The sequence below is a fragment of the Caballeronia sp. dw_276 genome (assembly GCF_018449635.1).
GTDB lineage: Bacteria > Pseudomonadota > Gammaproteobacteria > Burkholderiales > Burkholderiaceae > Caballeronia.
Genome location: NZ_JAAVUV010000003.1, coordinates 488473 through 503421, shown reverse-complemented (window position 1 = coordinate 503421; position 14949 = coordinate 488473). Strand labels below are relative to the sequence as shown.

The 14949-nt window shown below is 58.6% G+C and carries 17 protein-coding genes and 1 tRNA gene; 11 read left to right on the top strand and 7 right to left on the bottom strand.

The window, feature by feature from the left end:
* Positions 1-119 precede the first annotated feature (119 nt).
* A complete protein-coding gene (gene serS, locus HB633_RS08180) occupies positions 120-1418 on the top strand; it encodes a serine--tRNA ligase (RefSeq protein ID WP_213777582.1) in 1299 nt (432 codons plus the stop codon).
* Between the two features lie 132 nt (positions 1419-1550).
* A tRNA-Ser gene (locus HB633_RS08175) sits at positions 1551-1640 on the top strand.
* 53 nt (positions 1641-1693) lie between these two features.
* Here the strand turns inward: HB633_RS08175 and HB633_RS08170 are convergent.
* Positions 1694-2062 carry a hypothetical protein gene (locus HB633_RS08170; protein ID WP_213777581.1) on the bottom strand — a complete coding sequence of 123 codons (369 nt, stop codon included), beginning with the start codon at positions 2060-2062 and terminating at the stop codon, positions 1694-1696.
* Between the two features lie 367 nt (positions 2063-2429).
* Here HB633_RS08170 and HB633_RS08165 point away from each other — a divergent pair, with 367 nt between their 5' ends.
* Positions 2430-2981 carry a porin family protein gene (locus HB633_RS08165; protein WP_346730286.1) on the top strand — a complete coding sequence of 184 codons (552 nt, stop codon included), beginning with the start codon at positions 2430-2432 and terminating at the stop codon, positions 2979-2981.
* 71 nt (positions 2982-3052) lie between these two features.
* Here the strand turns inward: HB633_RS08165 and HB633_RS08160 are convergent, their stop codons facing one another.
* The gene (locus tag HB633_RS08160) at positions 3053-3421 is read right to left on the bottom strand and encodes a hypothetical protein (RefSeq protein ID WP_255580806.1); all 369 of its coding nucleotides are present in this window, start codon (positions 3419-3421) and stop codon (positions 3053-3055) included.
* 230 nt (positions 3422-3651) lie between these two features.
* Here HB633_RS08160 and map point away from each other — a divergent pair, with 230 nt between their 5' ends.
* From map to HB633_RS08130, 6 genes are all read left to right on the top strand, one after another.
* Positions 3652-4434 carry a type I methionyl aminopeptidase gene (gene map, locus HB633_RS08155; protein WP_213777580.1) on the top strand — a complete coding sequence of 261 codons (783 nt, stop codon included), beginning with the start codon at positions 3652-3654 and terminating at the stop codon, positions 4432-4434.
* 180 nt (positions 4435-4614) lie between these two features.
* Positions 4615-5136 (top strand): GNAT family N-acetyltransferase, encoded by a 522-nt coding sequence (locus HB633_RS08150; RefSeq protein WP_213777579.1) that lies wholly within the window; start codon positions 4615-4617, stop codon positions 5134-5136.
* Between the two features lie 197 nt (positions 5137-5333).
* Positions 5334-6089 carry a septum site-determining protein MinC gene (gene minC, locus HB633_RS08145; RefSeq protein ID WP_213777578.1) on the top strand — a complete coding sequence of 252 codons (756 nt, stop codon included), beginning with the start codon at positions 5334-5336 and terminating at the stop codon, positions 6087-6089.
* Positions 6090-6185: 96 nt separating this feature from the next.
* A complete protein-coding gene (gene minD, locus HB633_RS08140) occupies positions 6186-7001 on the top strand; it encodes a septum site-determining protein MinD (protein WP_213777577.1) in 816 nt (271 codons plus the stop codon).
* A gap of 9 nt (positions 7002-7010) precedes the next feature.
* Complete coding sequence (gene minE / locus HB633_RS08135) at positions 7011-7265, top strand: cell division topological specificity factor MinE (protein ID WP_056351927.1); 255 nt, start codon at positions 7011-7013, stop codon at positions 7263-7265.
* Between the two features lie 244 nt (positions 7266-7509).
* A complete protein-coding gene (locus HB633_RS08130; protein ID WP_213777576.1) occupies positions 7510-7815 on the top strand; it encodes a YXWGXW repeat-containing protein in 306 nt (101 codons plus the stop codon).
* A gap of 177 nt (positions 7816-7992) precedes the next feature.
* Here the strand turns inward: HB633_RS08130 and HB633_RS08125 are convergent, their stop codons facing one another.
* Positions 7993-9363 carry a chloride channel protein gene (locus HB633_RS08125; RefSeq protein WP_213777575.1) on the bottom strand — a complete coding sequence of 457 codons (1371 nt, stop codon included), beginning with the start codon at positions 9361-9363 and terminating at the stop codon, positions 7993-7995.
* Between the two features lie 645 nt (positions 9364-10008).
* Between HB633_RS08125 and HB633_RS08120 the strand changes: the two genes are divergently transcribed.
* A complete protein-coding gene (locus tag HB633_RS08120) occupies positions 10009-11142 on the top strand; it encodes an OpgC domain-containing protein (protein ID WP_213777574.1) in 1134 nt (377 codons plus the stop codon).
* 7 nt (positions 11143-11149) lie between these two features.
* Here the strand turns inward: HB633_RS08120 and HB633_RS08115 are convergent, their stop codons facing one another.
* Together HB633_RS08115 and HB633_RS08110 are read right to left on the bottom strand one after the other, a co-directional pair.
* Positions 11150-12457 carry an MFS transporter gene (locus HB633_RS08115; protein WP_213777573.1) on the bottom strand — a complete coding sequence of 436 codons (1308 nt, stop codon included), beginning with the start codon at positions 12455-12457 and terminating at the stop codon, positions 11150-11152.
* A gap of 270 nt (positions 12458-12727) precedes the next feature.
* Positions 12728-13210, bottom strand: coding sequence for a TonB family protein (locus HB633_RS08110; protein ID WP_346730283.1), 483 nt, complete (start codon positions 13208-13210; stop codon positions 12728-12730).
* Between the two features lie 113 nt (positions 13211-13323).
* On the opposite strand from HB633_RS08110, the gene HB633_RS08105 reads away from it, so the two are divergent.
* A complete protein-coding gene (locus HB633_RS08105; RefSeq protein ID WP_213777572.1) occupies positions 13324-13482 on the top strand; it encodes a hypothetical protein in 159 nt (52 codons plus the stop codon).
* Between the two features lie 14 nt (positions 13483-13496).
* On the opposite strand, the gene HB633_RS08100 is transcribed toward HB633_RS08105, so the two are convergent.
* Entirely contained in the window at positions 13497-13874 is a 378-nt protein-coding gene (locus HB633_RS08100; RefSeq protein ID WP_213777571.1) for a hypothetical protein, read from the bottom strand.
* Positions 13875-13898: 24 nt separating this feature from the next.
* The gene (gene gcvA, locus HB633_RS08095) at positions 13899-14813 is read right to left on the bottom strand and encodes a transcriptional regulator GcvA (protein WP_213777570.1); all 915 of its coding nucleotides are present in this window, start codon (positions 14811-14813) and stop codon (positions 13899-13901) included.
* Positions 14814-14949 lie beyond the last annotated feature (136 nt).

Here is a 14949-nt window from a genome sequence, read left to right as displayed (position 1 = left end):
AAATACAGAAACGCCGCGTCCCATTAGGCCAAACGGCCAACGCGGCCAAACCTCGCCAACTTGCCTGCCTCGCTGCGCTAAAATCGCAGATTCGCATACTTGGAAGAACCGGCCCTGCCATGCTCGACATTCAACTCCTGCGCAAAGATCCCGACGCTGTCGCCAAGCGCCTGGCCCAACGCGGCTACACACTCGACGTCGCTGCGTTCGCGGCAATTGAAGCAGAACGGCGCGAAATCCAGACGCGTACTGAAGAGCTGCAAATGCGCCGCAATACGCTGTCGAAGCAGATCGGCGCAATGAAAGGGCGCGGCGAAGACACCACGGCCGTGATGGGGGAGGTGGGCGGTATCGGCGAAACCATGAAGGCTTCGGCCACGCAGCTCGATGACATCCAGAAACGTCTGGCCGATCTCATGCTCGGCGTGCCCAATTTGCCGCATGAAAGCGTTCCAATCGGCGCCGACGAATCCGGAAACGTCGAAGTGCGCCGTTGGGGCGCGCCGCGGTCGTTCGACTTCGAGGTGAAGGATCACGTTGACGTTGGCGCGCCGCTCGGCCTCGACTTCGAAACCGGTGCGAAACTATCGGGCGCGCGTTTCACGTTGCTGCGCGGACAGATTGCGCGTCTGCATCGTGCGTTGGCGCAGTTCATGATCGACACGCACACCGAGCAGCACGGTTATACCGAGGCGTACACGCCGTATATCGTGAATCCGGAGATTCTGGTCGGCACGGGCCAATTGCCTAAATTCGCCGAAGACATGTTCCGCGTGGAGAAGGGTGGTGAGGAAAACACGGTCACCCAATATCTGATTTCCACGTCCGAAATTTCGCTGACAAATACGGTGCGCGAAAGCATCCTCGAAGCGTCGGCGCTGCCGGTCAAGTTGACGGCGCACTCACCATGTTTCCGCTCGGAAGCGGGCTCCTACGGACGCGATACGCGCGGCCTGATCCGTCAGCACCAATTCGACAAAGTCGAGATGGTGCAGGTTGTATCGCCGGAAAAGTCTTACGACACGCTCGACGAAATGGTCGGCCACGCCGAAGCCATTTTGCAGAAGCTGGAATTGCCGTATCGCGTAATTACGCTGTGTACCGGCGACATGGGGTTCTCTGCGACGAAGACGTTCGATCTGGAGGTCTGGCTGCCGGCGCAGAACACGTATCGCGAAATATCGAGCTGTTCGAACACCGAGGCGTTCCAGGCGCGGCGGATGCAGGCGCGTTTCCGCAATGCGCAAGGCAAGCCGGAGTTCGTCCATACGCTGAATGGATCTGGGCTCGCGGTCGGCCGAACGCTGGTCGCGGTGCTGGAGAATTACCAGAATGCGGATGGATCGGTGACGGTGCCCGTGGCGCTGCGGCCGTACATGCGTGGCGTTGAGAAGCTCCAGGTTTCGATCGCGGAATAATGCGGCCCTGTTGTAACAAGCTCACGAAAAGGGGCTTGGAAATCAGTTTGGAGTCGTCTATAATCTTTCTCTCGCTGGACATCGACCCGTTCAGCGAGAGCCGCAACATGCGTGGTGCGGTTTGCAGTATCTGGAAAGGTGGCAGAGTGGTCGAATGCGCTGGACTCGAAATCCAGTGTACCTTTAGGGGTACCGTGAGTTCGAATCTCACCCTTTCCGCCAAATTCAAAAACCCCCGCTGATCGCAAGATCAGCGGGGGTTTTGCTTTGTACGGTCAGCATTTGGGCAGCAGGCCTTGGATATCGGAGATCGTCTTTCCGTCCGGATTTTTGCCGATCGAACTCCGGGTCAAATTATTCGACGTCCGGCAAGCCCAGTTGTCCGGTTTCTCGAGCGGCGGCGTCTGGCGATTGGCCCATTCGTCAACGCCTGACGCGGGCTTCGGTTCGGCAGGCTCGGGTGACGTTCCCATGATCGATGGTGGGCGGTACGTGTACTTGGGCGTTATCGACAGTGATACCGGGTCATCCGGCGGTCGTGCAGCGGGATCAGCAGCCTTGACGACTGACAAAAAGCACAGCGAGTTGGCAACGACGACGGTGGACATCAGGCTTCGGCGGATTCTGAAAACAGGCTGATTCATGCGTTATTCCACTTGAGAAATCTGCTCGCAGCACAGAAAACGGCGCTCTCTTTCACGATAAAAATTTCGCGTTTTGAAATACGATTGAGCAGTTTATTTCTTGAAAGCGTTCGAATTACCCGTTTATTCAATCTATTAAATCGGGATAAGCTAACGATTTCGATCGAGATACCGTTGTCCAGAAGCGACAGAATAGTGCGACGCCCCACGCTGCGGGCGCTCGCGCATTTGACTGCCCTATAAATAATAACCTCAAAAATCCAATTAAGACCGCTCTTATGGGTCTCCCGCATGCCTGCAATTTAATCTTTCGATTCGTTGCGCAATTCACGCCGCAAGCGCCTGGAAATTTAGCATTCGCTTGACCGTGCAACGAACGCGGCAATTAATTTTGCTTTTCGATTCAACGTTATGTATTCATGTCATGTTCAACTTCAAAAGAATTTTTGCCGCGCTGGTTATTACTTTGACCGGCCTGTCTGCAGCACAAGCGAGTGAGTTCTCCGGCCCGTACGCAGGCCTGAAAGTGGGTGAGAACTGGTCCGACGCTTCAGGCGTTGTCAACGTCGGATCTCACGCATCGACGTTCCTCGGCCTTACAGCCGGATATAACTTCGACGTCAGCAGTTTTGTTATTGGTGCGGAAGCCTTCGCGGATTTTCATAATTCGTCGACCACGTATAAAGACGCTGGTATCGATGCAAAACTCGGTCTGCCGTTTAATACGGTAATGCCTTACGTGCGTCTGGGTGCAACGGGGAGCTGGCCGAACGTCCGTTTCCATACGGGCCTGGGTGTCGAATACAAATTTATCAAGCAGGCGAGCCTTGCGCTGGAATGGACGGCTGATCAAAGCAAGCATGATGGCACTACGCGCCACAACAACAGCGTCACGCTGGGCGTGCATTATTTCTTTTAAAGCCAGCTGAAAATTGAAAGCCCCGGTGAATTACAAAATTCACCGGGGCTTTTTTACATCCGCAGCACAAATCAGGTTGTGCATCGAGCAATATCGAAGCGCATTTCAGGCTCCGGTAAACCGCCGTAGTCTCCATCCGATTCCTGCACTTTCACGGTCGATCCGTATTGCGACGGCGTCAAGGTCACAAGCCACGCGTTCGGTCCGACCACGAGTTCCGAAGCGTTACCCGATTTTGACGTTGAAACGGAGGGCAGGCGGTCTTCGAGGCAATTGAAGACATCCGAAGGCGCGCGCCGCGACGACACGTATATCAGCGGGTTCGACGCACGAAGTTCGGGACCACTCGTGGAACTGCACGCCGTGAGGGCGAACGCCGCAAACATGGCGGTTGAAACCGGACCGATAAGAGCAAAGGAAATGACACGACTTGAGATCATTAGCGAAAGACGATAGTCAAAACAATGAGCGAATAGAGCGTAAACCGCTCGAAGAGGCAAGCCTGAATCACAACGGACGCGGCGCTTCGTGGTTGCTTGGCGACTCGGAAACCATTGGAAAAAGAGCGGGAAAGCGCGCGATGCTATCATCGCCGGCATCCTGAAATAATGCGCGCCGGATACATCGATTTCGTATCGAAATTACACGCGCGCCGACACACCAACGCTCCATGGCCATCACACTCAAGTCGCCCGCCGACATCGAAAAGCTTCGAATCTCCGGACGCCTCGCCGCAGAAGTCCTTGCGATGATCGGAGAGCACGTCAAGCCCGGCGTCACCACCGAAGAACTGGATGCGATTTGCAACCGCTTCATTGTCGATGAGCTGAAGGCGATTCCGGCGAACGTAGGCTACATGGGTTTTACCAAGACCATTTGCACGTCGGTGAATCACGTGGTCTGCCACGGCATTCCGAGCGCGCGGGAATTGAAGGATGGCGATATCGTCAACATCGACGTCGCGATCATCAAGGACGGCTATTTTGGCGATACAAGCCGCATGTATTACGCAGGCACGCCGAGCCGGGAAGCCAGGCGCCTTTGTGATGCCACGTACGAAGCCATGCTGGCCGGCATTCACGCGGTGCGTCCGGGAGCAACGCTGGGCGACGTGGGTCATGCAATCCAGACAGTCGCGAACCGTGAAGGTTATTCGATCGTGCGGGAGTATTGCGGACACGGAATCGGACGGGTCTATCACGAAGATCCGCAAGTCCTGCACTACGGACAACCCGGCGCGGGTTTGCGCCTGAAACCGGGACTGGTCTTCACCATTGAACCGATGGTGAACGCTGGTCGTGCTGCAACGCAGCAATCACGCGATGGCTGGACGGTAACAACGAAGGACCGGTCGCTTTCGGCGCAATGGGAACACATGGTTGTCGTCACGGATGATGGCTACGAACTGCTCACACCCTGGCCCGATGGCACGGGCGAATACGCGGCGCCCTGAGCCGGGACTCGCCTGGAACGTCATTAGGGCGGCTTCGCACGTTGCCTGCAATAATGATTTGACTCGTTTGCCTGTTCAGTTGAAGCTACGAATTAGACTAAGCTGGCTAGGACAGCCTAAGAACATAGCCTAAGAAGACAGCTTAAGAAGCTTGTGAAAGCTTGAGAGAAAAACACCCGCATGAGTCCTTCACTAACTGTTCACCGGATTGCCTCGCATCAAGGCGCTGTCCTGCGCGAACTTCGCACGGCCTCGTTGCGCGAAGCACCGTATGCGTTCGGGGAGACGCTGGAGGAAGCCTTGTCCGCCGATGTCGCAAGCTTCGACGAAACGGCGGATCGCCACGCGAACTCCGACATCACGGCATCGTTTATCTTGTACACGGAAGGCCATCCGGCGGGTCTTGTCGGCGCGTTCATCGAAGAGGCGGCTGAACCGCGCGCCTTCGTCTACGCGTTGTGGGTGGCGCCGGCGGTGCGGCATCTGCGAGGCGGCGAGCTACTGGTGAACGCCGCTACGCAATGGCTCGCGGAACGTCGCGTGCACGACGTCTTTGCGTGGATCGCCGATGGCAACCGCAACGCCATGCGCTTCTACGAACGCCTGGGCTTTGGTCCGACCGGCGAACGGCGCCGCATTCCTGCGCATCCCGAGGAATTCGAAACGCTGCTCGTGCGCCGCGTAAGCGATAACGCCGCGTAACTTCCGGCGCGCGTTTGCGGCAATCGTCGCAACAAGAGGGGCCATGCGTGATAACGTGGCCCGTCGTTCGTATCCTCTTCGCTGTCCTCTTTCTTTCCAGCTGAACTTCACGACGGCCAACATTGCGACGGCAATCTGAAATTTTCCTGCTGTCCGCGCTCACGCCTGTAAAATACGCAAAAATTTTGGCTTTACCTATGTCGCTCAAAAAAACGCCCTTTTTCGAATTGCGCAGCGGCTCTGTCGACACGCTTTTGTTTGTCGTCAAGACTACCGACCTCGACGCGCTGCGCACGGAACTCACGCGGCGCTTCGAAGCGACTCCCGAGTTTTTCGCCAACGATACCGTCGCCATCGACGTGCGCAAGCTTGACGCAGGCGAACGTATATCGGTGAGCGAGCTCGCGGCGTTGCTCGACAGCGTGCGCATGCGTCCTGTCGGCGTGGTCGCGCTGCCGGAACAGACCTGGGCCGCTGAGGGCGCGTTGCCGCTGCTCGAAGCGCGCGACCGGCGCGGCGCACCCAAGCCATCGGTCGATGCCAACGTCGAGAACACCGAGGCCGTCGCCGTGATCGAAGCTGCAGTGGCGCAAGCGCCGCCGCCGAGCGCGCCGGTGCCGAAGACCACGATCATCGACCGGCCGTTGCGTTCGGGGCAGCAGGTGTATGCGAAGGGCGATCTCGTCGTGCTCGGGCTCGTGAGCTACGGCGCGGAAGTGATCGCGGAAGGCAACATTCATATTTATGCGCCGTTGCGCGGCCGGGCGCTCGCGGGCGTCCACGGCAATCTCGACGCGCGCATTTTCTGCACGTGTCTTGAACCGGAACTGATTTCCATCGCCGGGATTTACAGGACGACGGAAACACCGCTCGGCCCCGACGTCCTGGGCAAGCCGGTGCAGATCTGGCTCGACGAAGAAAAATTGATGATCGAACCGCTGCGGCTGACCTGATTGGCCTGATAGGAATCAGCCAGGCGCGCCCGATGGGGACGGCGCGCTCTCGGACAGAACGCCAGCGGATTTAATTGACGAACACAAGGTACAGGAATGGCAAAAATCATTGTGGTGACTTCGGGCAAGGGCGGCGTCGGCAAGACGACCACCAGCGCGAGCTTCGCATCGGCCCTCGCATTGCGCGGGCATAAGACGGCCGTGATCGACTTCGACGTCGGCCTGCGCAATCTCGATCTCATCATGGGCTGCGAACGCCGCGTGGTGTACGACCTCATCAACGTGATCCAGGGCGAAGCGAACCTGAACCAGGCGCTGATCAAGGACAAGAAGTGCGAGAACTTGTTCATCCTGCCGGCATCGCAGACGCGCGATAAAGACGCGCTGACGCAGGAAGGCGTGGAAAAGGTCATCAACGACCTGATCGCGATGGACTTCGAATACATTGTCTGCGACTCGCCGGCGGGGATTGAATCGGGCGCGTTGCTCGCCATGCATTTCGCCGACGAAGCGCTGATCGTGACCAATCCGGAAGTGTCGTCGGTGCGTGACTCGGATCGAATCCTCGGCATTTTGTCGTCGAAGACGAAGCGCGCTATAGAAGGCAAGGAGCCGGTCAAGGAACATTTGCTGATCACGCGTTACAACCCGAAGCGCGTGAGCGAAGGCGAGATGCTGTCGCTCACCGACATCCAGGAAATCCTGCGCATCGATCTGATCGGCGTGATTCCGGAATCGGAAGCGGTGCTGCATGCATCGAACCAGGGTTTGCCGGCCGTGCACCTCGATGGCACTGACGTAGCTGAAGCATACAAGGACATCGTTTCGCGCTTTCTCGGCGAGGAAAAGTCCCTGCGCTTTACCGATTATCAGAAGCCAGGTCTGTTGCAACGCATCTTCGGCAACAAGTAAGGGGACGCAATGTCGATTCTTTCGTTTTTGCTGGGCGAGAAAAAGAAGTCCGCTTCGGTCGCGAAGGAACGCTTGCAGTTGATCATCGCGCACGAGCGCGCGGGTGGCCAGCCGGCCGCTGATTATCTGCCGGCGTTGCAACGAGAACTCGTTGCCGTGATTTCCAAGTATGTGAAGATCTCAAGCGACGATATTCGTGTGAGCCTGGAACGTCAGGACGATCTCGAAGTGCTCGAGGTCAAGATCGAGATTCCATCGGCGTGACGTAACTCGTGTAACTCGAAAGCTGATGAGAAAGCCGGAATCGTAGGTCGATTCCGGCTTTTGCGTTTTTAAGGTTTATCGTTTGCGCGCCCGTGCTCGTATGGACGACGCCGAATTACATCAATATTCCGTTGCAGTTTAGCCATCGCGGTTACACGGGCGGTGTCGGCTGGATCATGGCTTCGCGCATTGATTGGGTATCGCTGCAGATTGTGTGTGCGGCGATCCACTCAAGAGGCCGATCATGAAAATTCGTTTGTTTATCGCCCAGGCGGCCATTGTCATGGCCGGCGTTGCGGCCGTCGCGGGAAGCGCGTCGGCTGAAGTCATCATCGTCGCTCCGAATGCCCCGCCGCCCGTGCGCGTGGAGGCCGCGCCACCCGCGCGCGTTGGATATGTGTGGGATCAGGGCCATTGGCGCTGGGAGCACGGCCAGTACGTGTGGAACCCGGGGCATTGGCAAGTCGAGCGCGTGGGGTATCACTGGGTGCCGGGGCACTGGTTCGCACGTCATGGCGCGTGGCGTTATGCGCCGGGGCATTGGGCCTGAGGTTCGTCGCCGACGCATTGGGCGGCGTTCACGCGCCGCCCCAACATACCGGAGCACCACATGAAAACGAAACTCCTGATCATCACCTTGCTGGCGACGCTGCTGGGCGGTTGTATCGTCGTGCCGGCACATTCTTATGCGTACAGGCCGGCGGCGCGGGTTTACGTTTATTGAGCGTTATTTGGTCGCCGGCTCTTCTGCTTCGACCGAAGCTTCGGGCACTTCCGGCGATGCCTTTGGCACCGGCGCGGGCAACGGCGTCATGTAACGCTGGGCCAGCGCCTCGTACAGCGGCGGCGCGAAAAAGCGCGACACCCGGCTCGCGATCAACGCTGTCGCCATGAGTGAAATCACGAGCGCGTGGCCGTTGATCATCTCCATGACGATCACGAACGACATGATCGGCGACTGCGTGACGGCCGCGAGATAACCGACCATGCCGAGCGCGATGAGCATCGACAACTGCATGTCGCCGAAGACCATATGCAGCACGTTGCCAAAACCCGCACCGATCGATAGCGATGGCGCAAAGATGCCGCCTGGAATGCCGGGCAGATACGAGCCGATCATCGACACCATCTTGAGCAGCGGATAAAAGACCGAAAGCTGTTCGTGCCCTTCGAGCAATCCGCGCGCTTCGGCGTAACCGCTGCCGAATGTCGTTCCCCCTGAAACGAGGCCGACGATTGCGATAATCAGGCCGCAAATCATGGCGAAAACGACGGGCTTCGATGCATGTAATTCGCGCAGGCGCGTGGGAATCCACTTCGATGTATTCAGCAGCAACCAGCAGAACAGGCCGCCCGCGATTCCTGTCACGACGGCCGTCAGCACCACGGCGAGCGCGAGCAGGTTGGGAAAATGCGCGCCGACCTCGATGGTCCCGAAATACGTGTAATTGCCGTTCAGCCCGAGCGCGACGATCCCCGCCAGGATGATCGCGGTGATCAGCACGCCGCTCGTGCGTGCTTCGAAGCTGCGTGTCAGTTCTTCGATTGCAAACACGATCCCGGCGAGCGGCGTATTGAATGCCGCCGATAACCCCGCCGCCGCGCCCGCCAGCACGAGCTGCCGCTCAATGCGCGCGTTCGATCGCGGGAACAGGCGGCGAAGGTTGTACATGAGCGCCGCGCCGACTTGCACGGTCGGACCTTCGCGGCCGATGGTGAAGCCGCCGAGTATCGCGAGAAAGGAGATGGCGATCTTCGCGATCACGATTCCCGGCGATAAAAGCCGCGTTCCAAGTCCCGGCGGGCTGTGCAACACCGCGATGACCTGGGGAATGCCGCTGCCCTCGGAGCCGCGAAAAAACTTGCGCGTAAGCCAGACGGACAGCGCCGCGACCGCCGGCGTGAGGATAAGCGGCAACCAGACGTGATCGTGCTGGAGCGCGCGAAAGCTGTTGTAACCCCAGTCGATCAGCCGCGCGTAGAGCACAGCGACCAGCCCGACCACGATCGCGCCGACCCAGAAAATGCCGTATCGGTACCAGATGCTGCGTGCGCGCCGGATGGTCAGCCGGGGGAGGGAACTGAGCAGGCGATTCATAAGCGGTGAGCCATGCGACCGGCTGTCGGCAAAGCGGTGATTATATCGATGCGCGTGTCGTCGATTTAAAAGGGTTATATCAATTCGGATCACAAAGAAAAATGGGACGCTGGCAATGAGCCTGCGTCCCATAAACACTCTCGTCGGGGTGGCGAGAGCGGAGAGAAGTTGGTAATCAAAAAGTAAGATTAATCGAAGCCTTTTGTACGAGGCGCAAACGTTTGAACAAACGCACAGGTGAATGAAAGATTTATCGACTAGTGTTAGAGGAGCTGCGAGTTGGCGGTGGTACTTAATTCAAAGCAGCGCGGAAATTTTCCTGATTCGTGAATCATTTCGAACGCAATGACGGCGTCAATTGCGCCCAGATTTGCGATCAAGTCCCTGAACGCGATGCCACATCAATCCCAGTCTCATTTGCGTACAAGCTTTGTTCGAGTATAGACAGCGCATCCCGGTACGCAAGTTGCGATTGTCCGGACGAGAGCAAGCCCCGCTGATTTGTTGTTGTAAGTGAATGATCTGACGGGAATTTCCAGAAGGTATTCAGTACTAACCCGAATTCGCCGCATGAACTGATTTTTCATTGCTGTTTATAACCACTTCGCGTTCTTGCAGACACGTTGTATCCACGGAGTCGCATCCATGAGTTCCTCGAATCGCCGTTCCCTTGAAGTCGATTTTTTTCGAGGACTCGTGCTGCTCATCATCGCCGTGGATCACATATCGGGAAGCGTGTTATCGCATTTCACCCTTCATAGTTATGCCTTTTGCGATTCCGCCGAGGTATTTGTATTCCTTGGCGGCTATGCATCGGCTGCGGCCTATACGTCGCTCGAAGCGAATCGCAGTCATTCAGCCGCACTCCGGCGTTTCCTGAAGCGCAGCTGGGAAATCTATCGCGCGTATCTTTTTACGGCGGTGATGATGCTGCTCGGCGGTGCATTGCTGATGTGGCTGCGCATCGATACCCCCATGTTGCAGATCACCGAATGGCCCGCATTCCTGGCCCGGCCGCTCAGCCTTTCCTTCGATATCGCCACGTTGCGGCATCAGCCGTATTTATCGTCGGTATTGCCGATGTACGCCATGTTCGCGCTCGCCGTGCCGTTTGTCGTGCCGCTCGCCGAGAGAAAGCCTGTGGTCGTGCTGTTTGGCAGTCTGGGCATGTGGCTGTTTGCGTCATCGCTTGCGCAATGGCTGCCATCTGCCTACGCCGAGGGCTGGTCGTTCAACCCGTTTGCATGGCAGTTGATGTTCGTGATGGGGATTCTTGCACGCGTTCAGCCGATCAGCGCCGAATTCCACAATTCGAAAACTGCGCGCTGGCTCACGCGCGCCGCGATCGTCGTGTTCCTGACGTTTGCGTTCGCGAAGCTTTTCCTTGAGACGCAGGCGCCGCCAGGATATATGAAGCAGAACCTTGCGACCCTGCGCATCGTCAGCTTCGTGGTGGTCGCGTGGTTGTTCGCGCAGGCGGTGCACGCGGGCTGGATCCGATCAACCGCGGAAAGTTTGCCGAGCGTGGTGAACGTCGGCAAACAGGGGCTCGTGTGTTTTATCGCGGGCGCGTGCATGTCGCTGGTTATCGATACAGCCTTGCGCGTCGTATCGCTCGGCTCATATCAGTGGATGGCGGGGCTGACCGGCGACGCCATTGCCATCGGCAGCCTGATCTGGCTCGCCGCGTTCTGGCGCGACCGGAAGGCCGCGCAGCGCACGCGCGTACCCAAGCATCCCGCCGTGCCGGCGCATGCGGCCAACCGGCGGGATCGATAAAGCGCGGTTAAAGCTTGATCCCGCGTGTTTCCCGCATGCACAGCACGCCGATCAGACTGATCGCCGCCGCTGCGGAAACATAGCCGCCGACCCAGGACAGGCCGCCGCGATTCGCGAGCAATTGCGCGATATACGGCGCCACCGACGCACCCAGAATCCCGCCCAGGTTGTACGCCACGCCCGCGCCGGTGTAGCGCACGTTGGTCGGGAACAGCTCTGGCAACAGTGCGCCCATCGGGGCGAACGTCACGCCCATCAGAAACAGCTCGATGGTCAGAAACAGCGCGACCGCGTAGGTGTTGCCGCTGCCGAGCAGCGGCGCCATCGTGAAGCCGGAAAGGATCGCCGCGATACAACCGACGATCAACACCGGGCGACGGCCGAATTTATCGCTGGCGAGTGCTGAGAGCGGAGTGGCAATCGCCATGAAAATGACCGCGAAGCACAACAGGCCCAGGAATTTTTCGCGCGTGAAATGCAGCGTGGAAACGCCGTATGACAGCGAGAAAACCGTCGAGATGTAGAAGAGCGTGTAGCAGACGATCATCGCGATGGCGCCAAGCAGCGTCGGGCCAAGATAGCGGCTGAGCAGCGTGGCAACAGGCACGCGCACGCGTTCTTGCTTCTCGATGGCCGCCCGAAACGCCGGCGTCTCCGAGATTTTCAGGCGCACGTAGAGTCCGAGCGCCACCAGCACCGCGCTGACGATAAACGGCACGCGCCAGCCCCAGCTGCGGAATTGTTCATCGGTGAGGGAAAGCGCCAGGCCGAAGAACAATCCGTTCGATGCCAGAAATCCCACCGACGGCCCCAGTTGCGGGAACATCCCGAACCAGCCGCGCTTGTTTTGCGGCGCATATTCGGTCGCAAGCAGCGCGGCGCCGCCCCATTCGCCGCCAAGGCCAATGCCTTGCCCGAAGCGCAAGATGCACAACAGCACGGGCGCCAGACTGCCGATGGACGCATAACCCGGCACAAAGCCGATCAGCGTCGTTGAAACGCCCATCACCAGGAGCGACGCAACCAGCGTCGATTTCCGCCCGATCCTGTCGCCGAAATGGCCGAACACGAATGAGCCGATTGGCCGCGCGATAAACGCGATCCCGAACGTGACGAACGCCGACAACGCCTGCGCGGCCGGCGAACTGTGCGGGAAAAACACGGGGCCGATCACGAGCGCGGCGGCGGTGGCGTAGACGTAGAAGTCGTAAAACTCGATCGCCGTACCGATAAAACTCGCGAAGATGACGCGGGAACTGCTCATTTTGGCATCGCTTGCAGGCGATGCGGGCAGTGAAGATGAAGCTGACGACATGGCGTCTCCGTTTTGCCCATCGCACGCGTTTCCGGAACGCCTTGCGGGGCATTTTATTAAGGCAAATGAGGCGGGCAGACTACGTCGAACGGCGCGCGGGTGCGGCGCGGTATCGAGCGGGCGGGGCGCATTGCACCGACGCTGGATGGGCGGCGGCGATGGCCTGACCGGCATGGCCGGTCACGATGTAACGGATGGGTATCGAAAATTATAACGACCGTGCGTGGCGGCGGGCAAGGAACTGTTTCTGGAAGTGCAATGAAAGTTTCTTCAATCGATAGTCGTTGCCTGCGGCGAATGCGCGCTTCTTAGCTGAAACTGGCCGTTATCGTTGAAAAGCCAGCCTTCGAAGAGATCGAGATGACCGTTGCCATCGAGCAGGCGCGAAGGCGGTGGAGGCAACGGCGAAGAACGGCGCAGCGAGGCGAGCGCGGTGGCTTCGGCTTCGTCGTCGCCATTGGTCCGATACACCGCCGAGCGAATCACGCGCCCGTTGCGGTCCACCGTGTACGCGACCACGACGAGCGAGCGCAGCATGGCTTGCGGCGTGCCCTTGAGCACCAGTGACGGGTTGCGCTCAAAGATATGCTGCGCCACGCGCACCTTGTATTGATCGAGCGTGGCGCCCGCAACCGCTGCGGCGGGTTTAGGCGTTTCCAGCGCCCCGGGCGGCGGCGTGATCGTGCACGCCGCGAGCGTGGCCAGGAGCACGACGCCAGACGCCAACTGCCCGTTTTTCAAGCTGAAGATCACGGTCGACTAAGCTCCACGGAAAAACTCTGCAAATACTTCAACGATACCCGCCGGGACCACGTCTTGCTGCCCTAATTTGCATACCCACAGCATCATGATGCAAGGAGAGAACCATGAGCAGCGATCCGACCGACCTGAACAACCCGCAGCCTGCAGAACACAGTGACAACGAGGCGAGCAAGATGCCCGAGCGCGACGATGAGCACCGCAAACAGGCGCCGAGCGACCAGCCTGGTAAAAAGCCCGGAGAAGGCGAGCCGGACGTCGGGTAAAGCGTCCAATCCGTCTACGCCGGCGCAGACTTCTTGCTACGCCGGCGTGGCTTTGGCTCGACGCCCACACGGTCATCGCGAGCGAGCACGAGCTCCGTGATTCTTTTCACGATGTCTTCAAAAGCCGGATCGTCCTGCGATATATAGAGCCATTTCCCCAGCACTGGATGTGGCTGCAAGGCCGGCATTTCATCGATCAGCGCAGCGTGTCGGTCTTGCGACGTGCAGATCAGCAATCCATTCCACGGGTCTCCGCGATCGGCGGCGACCAGACACAAAAGTCCATCGATATAAGCTGCATCACTCCCAAACATCCGTTTGGCGATATAGGTCGGGTCGCGCTCGAATGCTTCGAAGATCCAGGCGAGAGAGTTGTGGACGGCAGAAGGCATGAGTGTTTGGTCCCATTGTGCAAGTCATATCTCGGCGGTCTCGCTCAAAAGCCATTCGCGGAACGCAACAAGCCTTGGCAGCGCTGCGCATTCTTTCCTGTAGACGACGAAGTACGCGAGCGCGGACGGCAAAGTGATCTCGGGAAACAGGCGGATCAACCGGCCGGAATTGAGATCATCGCGCGCGAGAACGCTTCGCGCCAATGCGACACCGTGACCATCTATCGCCGCCTGCAAAACCGCCGCCGAATTGTTGATCTTCAAACCCGCGCGACCCGCGACCACTGTCGTCCCCACGTTTTCGAGCCACGTTTCCCACGTGACAAAGCCGGATTGGCGGTCGACGGAAAGATCATCGATCAAAGTCAGTCCTGCCAGATCGGCCGGAGTGCCCAGGCGAGGATGACGCTCGAGGAATTCGTGCGAGCAAACGGGAAATACCTCTTCGTCCATCAGCTTTTCGGCTTCGAGTCCTGGCCAGTGGCCGGCGCCATAGCGCACGCCGATATCGATGCCCTGAATCGCGAAATCCATGAGTTTCAGGCTGGTGTCGAGACGGACATCGGTTTCCGGCCAAGCGGCCTGAAACCGGTCGATGCGAGGTAAAAGCCATTTCGCCGCGAACGCCGGACTGACCGTAACCGTCAGCACGCCGCCCGTCGATGCTTCCTTGAGCCGCGCGAGCCCGAGGTTCAAGCGGTCGAATCCTTCGCGGATGTCGGGGAGCGCCCGGATCGCGATATCCGTTGGGACGAGACGCGCCCGCCCGCCGCCACTTCTGTGAAATAGCGGAAAAGCCAGCCATTCTTCAAGGCTTCGAACCAGCTGTCCGACGGCCGCCGGCGTTACGTTCAATTCTGCCGCCGCCGCGGAAAAACTCTGGTGTCGTGCGCTTACTTCGAATGCCCGGAGTGCGTTCAGGAAAATTGGCGTCGTCATGCCGACAAAGATTTTCTTTTAGAGGCGGACAGAATAACTCATTTGTGGATGCGTCAGTTCAAGCCAACAATACGCTCTATCAAGGACGCAGGGAGCGGGTCGTTCCTTGCCTTGGAGAAACTTTTCCGGAGTATTG

Coding starts and splice junctions, on each gene's coding strand:
- serS (WP_213777582.1), top strand. CDS start 120: ATGCTCGACATTCAACTCCTGCGCAAAGATCCCGACGCTGTCGCCAAG.
- HB633_RS08170 (WP_213777581.1), bottom strand. CDS start 2,062: ATGAATCAGCCTGTTTTCAGAATCCGCCGAAGCCTGATGTCCACCGTC.
- HB633_RS08160 (WP_255580806.1), bottom strand. CDS start 3,421: ATGATCTCAAGTCGTGTCATTTCCTTTGCTCTTATCGGTCCGGTTTCA.
- map (WP_213777580.1), top strand. CDS start 3,652: ATGGCCATCACACTCAAGTCGCCCGCCGACATCGAAAAGCTTCGAATC.
- HB633_RS08150 (WP_213777579.1), top strand. CDS start 4,615: ATGAGTCCTTCACTAACTGTTCACCGGATTGCCTCGCATCAAGGCGCT.
- minC (WP_213777578.1), top strand. CDS start 5,334: ATGTCGCTCAAAAAAACGCCCTTTTTCGAATTGCGCAGCGGCTCTGTC.
- minD (WP_213777577.1), top strand. CDS start 6,186: ATGGCAAAAATCATTGTGGTGACTTCGGGCAAGGGCGGCGTCGGCAAG.
- minE (WP_056351927.1), top strand. CDS start 7,011: ATGTCGATTCTTTCGTTTTTGCTGGGCGAGAAAAAGAAGTCCGCTTCG.
- HB633_RS08130 (WP_213777576.1), top strand. CDS start 7,510: ATGAAAATTCGTTTGTTTATCGCCCAGGCGGCCATTGTCATGGCCGGC.
- HB633_RS08125 (WP_213777575.1), bottom strand. CDS start 9,363: ATGAATCGCCTGCTCAGTTCCCTCCCCCGGCTGACCATCCGGCGCGCA.
- HB633_RS08120 (WP_213777574.1), top strand. CDS start 10,009: ATGAGTTCCTCGAATCGCCGTTCCCTTGAAGTCGATTTTTTTCGAGGA.
- HB633_RS08115 (WP_213777573.1), bottom strand. CDS start 12,457: ATGTCGTCAGCTTCATCTTCACTGCCCGCATCGCCTGCAAGCGATGCC.
- HB633_RS08105 (WP_213777572.1), top strand. CDS start 13,324: ATGAGCAGCGATCCGACCGACCTGAACAACCCGCAGCCTGCAGAACAC.
- HB633_RS08100 (WP_213777571.1), bottom strand. CDS start 13,874: ATGCCTTCTGCCGTCCACAACTCTCTCGCCTGGATCTTCGAAGCATTC.
- gcvA (WP_213777570.1), bottom strand. CDS start 14,813: ATGACGACGCCAATTTTCCTGAACGCACTCCGGGCATTCGAAGTAAGC.